The sequence below is a fragment of the Mycobacterium sp. NPDC003449 genome (genome assembly GCF_053588415.1).
Window position 1 is genome coordinate 1 of record NZ_JBSFPX010000288.1, and the last position, 6,265, is coordinate 6,265.

Sequence of the window (6,265 nt, forward strand, 5' to 3'; positions counted from 1 at the left end):
GCCGAGCACCAGCGCGGTCGCGAACGTCAACGGCACGATCACCAGCCAGGACGACACCGCCGCCACCGCGAACGCCGATATCACGACCAGGCCGATACCCAGGCCCAGAATCGGCCGGATGTGGCGGAGAAACGTCGGAAACGAGAAGTTCAGGGCCGCCGAGTACAACAGCGGCGGCAGCACGACGGTCAGCAGGATGTGTGAATCCAGTTCGGGCGGTTCGAACTCCGGAAAGAACGACACCGCGCTGCCGACCACCACGATCATCAATGCCGGTTCGAACCCGCGGCGATGCGCTACGGCTGTGACGAGGATGGCGCCGACGACGACGAGAAGCAGTTCCACCCGGCAATTGTCCCGTGTCCACCCGGGCGGCGCGCACTCAGACCTGGCAGTTGGGGCACCAGAACAGGTTGCGGCCCTCCAATTGCGCGGTACGCACCGGGTTTCGGCAGACCCGGCACGCCTCCCCGGCCCGCCGGTAGACATAGGTGCGGGGCCGGTCCGGCCGGTACGACGGGGCGCCGTGATCGTGTTCGGGCGCGACGACGACGATCTTGCCGCGCCGCACCCCGACCTTCATCAACGCGACCAGGTCGGTCCACATGGCGTCGAACTCGTCGGGTTGCATCCGCGTCCCCGGCCGGTACGGGTCGGTGCGGTGGCGGAACAGCAGTTCGCTGCGATAGACGTTGCCGACCCCGGCGATCACCGCCTGATCCATCAGCAGCGCCCCGATCGGTCTGCGCGACTTGGTGATCCGCTTCCACGCCAGTGACGGGTCGGCGTCGCCGCGCAGCGGGTCGGGGCCGAGTCTGGCCACGACGTCGGCGATCTCGGGTTCGGCCAGCACCTCACACACCGTCGGGCCACGCAGATCGGTGCCGTACCCGGCGCCGACCATCCGCATCCGGACCTGCCCGACCGGAAGCGGCACCCCGGCCTCCGGGGACCATTCGGTGAAGGCGCCGTACAGCCCGAGGTGGATGTGCACGACCCGGCCGCCGTCGTAATGGTGGAACAGGTGCTTGCCCCAAGCCGTGGCCTGCGCGAACAGGTGCCCGTCGACCGCGGCGGCGCCGTCGGAGAACCGGCCCTGCGGGCTGGAGACCGCCACCGGCGCCCTGCCGAACCGCCGCTGATGCAACCGGGCCAGCCGGTGCAGGGTGTGCCCCTCCGGCACGGGTCAGGCGGGGGCGCCGGGCACCGGCGGCGCGATGTGGTCCTTCTCGTACTTCGCGAGAATGTCGATCCGGCGCTGGTGCCGCTCGGCCTGCGACCACGGGGTGGACAGGAACGCGTCGACGATCGCCAGTGCCTCCTCGGTGGTGTGCATGCGACCGCCGATGCCGATCAGTTGCGCGTTGTTGTGCTCGCGGGCCAGCTGCGCGGTCTCAACGCTCCAGGCCAGCGCGCAGCGGGCACCGGGCACCTTGTTGGCCGCGATCTGCTCACCGTTGCCCGAGCCGCCCAGCACGATGCCGAGGCTTTCCGGGTCGGCGACGGTCTTCTCGGCCGCGGCGATGCAGAACGCCGGGTAGTCGTCGTCGGCATCATAGCTGTACGCCCCGCAGTCGATCGGCTCATGGCCGGTCTTCGTCAAATGCTCGACGATCGTTTGCTTGAATTCGAGTCCGGCATGGTCGGCACCCAGGTAGACGCGCATGGGGGTAACCCTAACGTGTCAGCGGGTGGCCACCAGACCATCGACCAGGAGGTCGAGGAGCCGGCCGGCCTGTTCGGTGGACCGGCTGGACAGGAAGATACCGAGCAGGCCGGACACCACGTCGTCGGGATCGATATCGTCCCGCAGGCTGCCGTCGGCGGCGCCGGCACGCAGCAGAACCACGACCGCGCCCAGCACGCCGTCCCTGGTTTGACCGGGCTGCACCCTGCCCGAGGTGAACATCGCGTGCAGCGATTCGGCCATCCCGCGTTTGGCCGCGACGAACTCCGCATAGCGTTCCATCCAGCGCCGCAGCGCGACGACGGGCGGATACCGGGCCGCGAGTTCGGCGGCGGAGGCTGTCACCTCACCGAGCTCGGCCCGGTAAACGGCCTCGACCAGAGCCTCCCGGTTCGGGAAGTGCCGATAGAGCGTGCCGATGCCGACGCCGGCGTCACGGGCGATGCCCTCAAGCGACACCGGCCCGTCCGCTGTCGCGAACGCCGCGCCGGCGGCGGCCAGCAGTCGTTCCCGGTTGCGGCGCGCATCGGCCCGCTCAGCCATAGCGGAGGCTCCTCCGTTTTGTTATCGTGAAAGCGGAGGTTCCTCCGCATCGATATCGAGTATGACATTCCAGGAGCTGGACATGAGCACATCGCAGCCCGGCGGCGCCGGCGCGCTCGGCATTCACCACGTGGCGCGCATCGGCTATGGAGCCATGGGCCTCGAGCACGACCTCCCCCACGACGACGCCTTGGCGGTGCTACAGCGGGCCGTCGAACTCGGCGTCAACCACATCGACACCGCCTCCTTCTACGACGACGGTGTGGTGAACCGGCGCATCCGCGACGCACTGGCGCCGTACCCGGACGACCTGGTGCTCGTGAGCAAGGTCGGCGCCAGATCGGCCACCGGCGGACCCATTCCGCTGACCCTGGCCCAGCACCCGGCCGACCTGCGCGCCGCCGTCGAGCTGGATCTGGCCGGACTCGGCCTGGAGCAGATACCCGTCGTCAACCTGCGCCGGGCCGATCTGGGGCCCGGCCTGGTCGCCGAGGGCGATCAGATCGTCGACCTGGACGACCAACTCGCGGAGATGATCGCGTTGCGCGACGAGGGCAAGGTCGGAGCGATCGGGATCAGCAATGTCGACGTGGCGACCGTGCGCCGGGCGCTGCCCGCCGGGATCGTCTGCGTGCAGAACGCCTACAGCCTGCTCAACCGCGTCCACGAGGACGAACTCACGCTGTGCACCGAGCACGGCATCGCCTGGGTACCGTTCTTCCCGCTCGGCTCGTCGTTTCCCGGCTTCCCCAAGGTCGCCGAAAACGCTGTGGTGCAACGGATCGCCGCCGAGCTCGGCACTACCGCCGCGCAGGTCGGACTGGCCTGGCTGCTGGCGCGCTCGCCCAACGTCCTGCTGATCGCCGGGACCACATCGGTGGCCCATCTGGAGCAGAACCTGGCCGCCGGCGACATCGCGTTGAGCGCCGAACACCGTGCGGCGCTGGATGCCGTGCCCGCCCGGTTACCCGACGGGAGCCAGATTGTCGGCTCAGCCGACGGTGATGGCGTCGAGGCGTTCCTTGATGAAGGCCGATGACGTCACCGGCTCGAGCCCGGACACCCTGCCGATCGGCGGATCCAGCGGCGTCACCAGCGCGTCGTGATTGGCCTCATAGAAGTAGATCAGCGAGACCAGATCCTCTTCCGGCGCATGCGGTTGCGGCGGCAGGACCCGGTGGCGCCCCGACGGCCACCGCCGCCCGCTCCAGTACTCCAGCAGGTCACCGATGTTGACCGTGAGCGCACCCGGCTCCCACGGCGCGTCCTCCCAGCCCTGCGCCTCGGAGTACACCTGAAGTCCCCCGGCCCCCGGCTCCCGGTCGAGCACGGTCACGGTGCCGAAGTCGGTGTGCGGACCGATCCGGAACTGTCCCGGCTCGGGCTCCCCCACCACACTCACCGGTGGGTAGTGGTTGATGTTCATCGTCCAGGTCGGCCGGTCGGCCAGCGCCGCGAACGGATTCACCGGCAGCCCGAGCGCGTGGGCGAACAGCGCCAGCAGGTCGTCGGAGAGCGCGCGCATCGCGGCGGTGTACTCGGCGATCAGGGCCTGCAGGGCGGGCACCTCGGCCGGCCAGACGTTGGGGGCGAACCAGATCCGGTCCACCTCGGGATCGCCGGTGGCCGTCTCGGCGCCCAGGCTGTAGCTTTCCTTGAGGTCCGGCGGCGTCTCGGTGCCTTCGGCGTAGGCGTTGGCCTCGGCACCGGGGCCGATCCAGCCGTGCCCGCCGACCGCCACCGAGTACCGGTCCTTGACCTCGGCGGGCAGCGCGAAGAACTCCCGGCTGGCCGCCCGCACCCTGGCCGCCAGCCCGGTGTCAACGCTGTGGCCGGTGACCACGATGAACCCGGCCCGCTGCAGGCCCGCGTCGACCTCGGCGGCCACCGCGTCGGCCTCGGCCCCGCCGGCGTACCAACGTGAGATGTCCACCGTCGCAATCGCACTCATTCGCCGATATCCTCCGCCCAGACTTCTGGTTTGGCCGCGATGAACTCTTCCATCATCGCCATGCACCGCTTGTCCTCGAGCACGGTGACCGACACCCCGTGCTCGGCCAGCCAGTCGTGTCCGCCGTGGAACGTGCTGGCCTCACCGATCACCAGCGCGCCGATGTTGAACTGGCGGACCAGGCCGCTGCAGTACCAGCACGGCGACAGCGTCGTCACCATGGTCGTGGACCGGTAGCCGCGCTGACGGCCCGCCGCCCGGAAGGCGTCGGTCTCGGCGTGCACCGACGGATCGTCGTTCTGCACGCGGCGGTTGTGCCCGGCGCCCAGCAGTTCTCCTGCACTGCCGAACAGGGCGGCGCCGATCGGGACTCCGCCCTCGGCCAACCCTTTTCGGGCCTCGGCGACCGCGACGTCGAGCATCTGTTGCGGGGTCACCCCAGCACCCCCTTCTCAGTGTTGATCTTGGACCGGCACAGCAGCAAGTATGCGGCACCGGCGATGAGGAAGCCGACGAAGAAGGTGATGTCGCCGAGTTGCGGTACCGCCCTGGCCACATATCCGACGAACCTGGCCTGATTGCCGAACAGCAGCACCGACACCAGCAGCCCGACCGCGAACGACAGCAGGCCCGGCCAGTTGGTGTAGGACCGGTCGTAGAGCAACCCGGCGATCGGCTGGCCGCGGCGCAGGTACTGGTCGGCGAACACCACGCCCAGCCACGGCCCGATCCAGTAGGCGATGATCAGCAGGAAGGCCTCGTAGCTCTCGGCGGCGTCGGCCAGCGCCCACCAGGCGATCAGGAATCCGTCCACCCCGAAGAACACCGTGACCAGGGCGCGGGCGATGTGCGGTGGCAGTTTGATCCCGATGGTCACGAAAGCCATTGCCCCGGAATACACATTGATGGCGTTGGCCGCGACCGCCCCGATCGCGATGGCCAGCAGGGTCAGGCTCGCCAGCCACGAGCTCAACTCGCTGGTGAACGCCTCGGTGGGGTTTTCCGAGACCGCGGGGCCGATGGTCACCGACGCCGCACCCACCGCCGAGAGCGTCACGCAGGACACGAACAGGCCGGCCGCGGCGAACAGCCCGGTCCTCGGCCCGGCCGCCGACGTCGGCAGGTAGCGGGCGTAGTCCGCGGCGTAGGGGGTCCATCCGGCGGCGTAACCGAACATGGTGCCCACGGTCAGCAGGAACCCGCCGACCCCGCCGACGCCACCCTCCACGGCGGGCGCCCCGACATCGGCCTTGGTCAGGATCGCCACCGCGGCGACCACGAAGATCACCGCCAGCACCGGGAAGGCCCAGCGCTCGAACGCCTGCACCAGGTTGTGGCCGAAGAACGCCAGGGCGGTCTGGACCAGCACGATGATCGCCAGCGCCAGCAGCGGTGCGATGCCGAACAGGGTCGACAACGCGAACGCGCCGCTGACGCTGTTGGTGGCGAACCAGCCGACGCCCGCGGTCACCGACATCAGCACGGCGGGGACCGCGTTGCCGGTGAAACCGAACGGCAGGCGGCCCAGCACCATCTGCGGCACGCCGTGCAACGGCCCGCGGGCCGACAGGACAAAGTGCGCGATCGCCCCGAGGCCGGCTCCGAGCGCGAGCCCGGCGACGGCCTGCCAGAAGGTCATGCCGTAGTAGGACACCGCGAGCACACCCACGAAGATCGTGGCGAACTCCAGGTTGGGTGAGGTCCACGTCCAGAACAGCTGACTGGGCCTGCCGTGCCGGTCCGCCTCGGCGATGAACTCGTTGCCGCCCGGCTCGACGGCCGCGATGCGGTCGCGATAGGAACCGTCGGTGGTGGGCTCGGGCGCTGTCATGCGTAACACCGTTGCGTGGGCAACGATGTTGCGCAACCGGAATCAGAACATCAGTCGAATACCGGGGGTTCGGTCCTGGTCCGCTTGAGCTCCCAGAAGTGCGGGTTAGCGGCGAAGATCACCGACGCATCCCACAATTTGCCTGCCTCTTCGCCGCGCGGGATCTGCGAGAGCACCGGGCCGAAGAAGGCGACGCCGTTGACGTGGATGGTCGGCGTCCCGACGTCCTCACCGACCGCGTCCATCCCGGCGT

At 69.4% G+C, this 6,265-nt stretch carries 8 protein-coding genes and 1 pseudogene; 1 reads left to right on the forward strand and 8 read right to left on the reverse strand.

Annotation, left to right across the window (positions count from 1 at the left end; genetic code table 11):
- The 4 genes from ACWDTP_RS36600 to ACWDTP_RS36615 form a co-directional block, all read right to left on the reverse strand.
- A partial coding sequence (locus ACWDTP_RS36600; RefSeq protein ID WP_450028110.1) for a cation:proton antiporter domain-containing protein occupies positions 1-345 on the reverse strand: 345 nt, incomplete at its 3' end.
- A gap of 37 nt (positions 346-382) precedes the next feature.
- Positions 383-1,183 carry an Fpg/Nei family DNA glycosylase gene (locus tag ACWDTP_RS36605; RefSeq protein WP_450028111.1) on the reverse strand — a complete coding sequence of 267 codons (801 nt, stop codon included), beginning with the start codon at positions 1,181-1,183 and terminating at the stop codon, positions 383-385.
- A 3-nt stretch (positions 1,184-1,186) separates the two neighbouring features.
- Positions 1,187-1,666, reverse strand: coding sequence for a ribose-5-phosphate isomerase (locus ACWDTP_RS36610; protein ID WP_450028112.1), 480 nt, complete (start codon positions 1,664-1,666; stop codon positions 1,187-1,189).
- Between the two features lie 18 nt (positions 1,667-1,684).
- Positions 1,685-2,230, reverse strand: a complete 546-nt coding sequence (locus tag ACWDTP_RS36615; protein WP_450028113.1) for a TetR/AcrR family transcriptional regulator — start codon at positions 2,228-2,230, stop codon at positions 1,685-1,687.
- 82 nt (positions 2,231-2,312) lie between these two features.
- Here ACWDTP_RS36615 and ACWDTP_RS36620 point away from each other — a divergent pair, with 82 nt between their 5' ends.
- The gene (locus ACWDTP_RS36620; protein ID WP_450028114.1) at positions 2,313-3,269 is read left to right on the forward strand and encodes an aldo/keto reductase; all 957 of its coding nucleotides are present in this window, start codon (positions 2,313-2,315) and stop codon (positions 3,267-3,269) included.
- On the opposite strand, the gene ACWDTP_RS36625 is transcribed toward ACWDTP_RS36620, so the two are convergent.
- The 4 genes and pseudogenes from ACWDTP_RS36625 to ACWDTP_RS36640 form a co-directional block, all read right to left on the reverse strand.
- Positions 3,222-4,181: an isopenicillin N synthase family dioxygenase gene (locus ACWDTP_RS36625; protein WP_450028115.1), complete on the reverse strand. Its 960-nt coding sequence runs from the start codon at positions 4,179-4,181 to the stop codon at positions 3,222-3,224. The two genes, ACWDTP_RS36620 and ACWDTP_RS36625, sit on opposite strands and share 48 nt — an antisense overlap.
- Positions 4,178-4,618 carry a nucleoside deaminase gene (locus ACWDTP_RS36630; RefSeq protein ID WP_450028116.1) on the reverse strand — a complete coding sequence of 147 codons (441 nt, stop codon included), beginning with the start codon at positions 4,616-4,618 and terminating at the stop codon, positions 4,178-4,180. The genes ACWDTP_RS36625 and ACWDTP_RS36630 overlap by 4 nt, the downstream gene beginning before the upstream one ends.
- The gene (locus ACWDTP_RS36635; protein WP_450028117.1) at positions 4,615-6,012 is read right to left on the reverse strand and encodes a purine-cytosine permease family protein; all 1,398 of its coding nucleotides are present in this window, start codon (positions 6,010-6,012) and stop codon (positions 4,615-4,617) included. The genes ACWDTP_RS36630 and ACWDTP_RS36635 overlap by 4 nt, the downstream gene beginning before the upstream one ends.
- 50 nt (positions 6,013-6,062) lie before the next feature.
- A pseudogene (locus ACWDTP_RS36640) lies at positions 6,063-6,265 on the reverse strand (Rv2466c family mycothiol-dependent reductase); the annotation flags it as partial.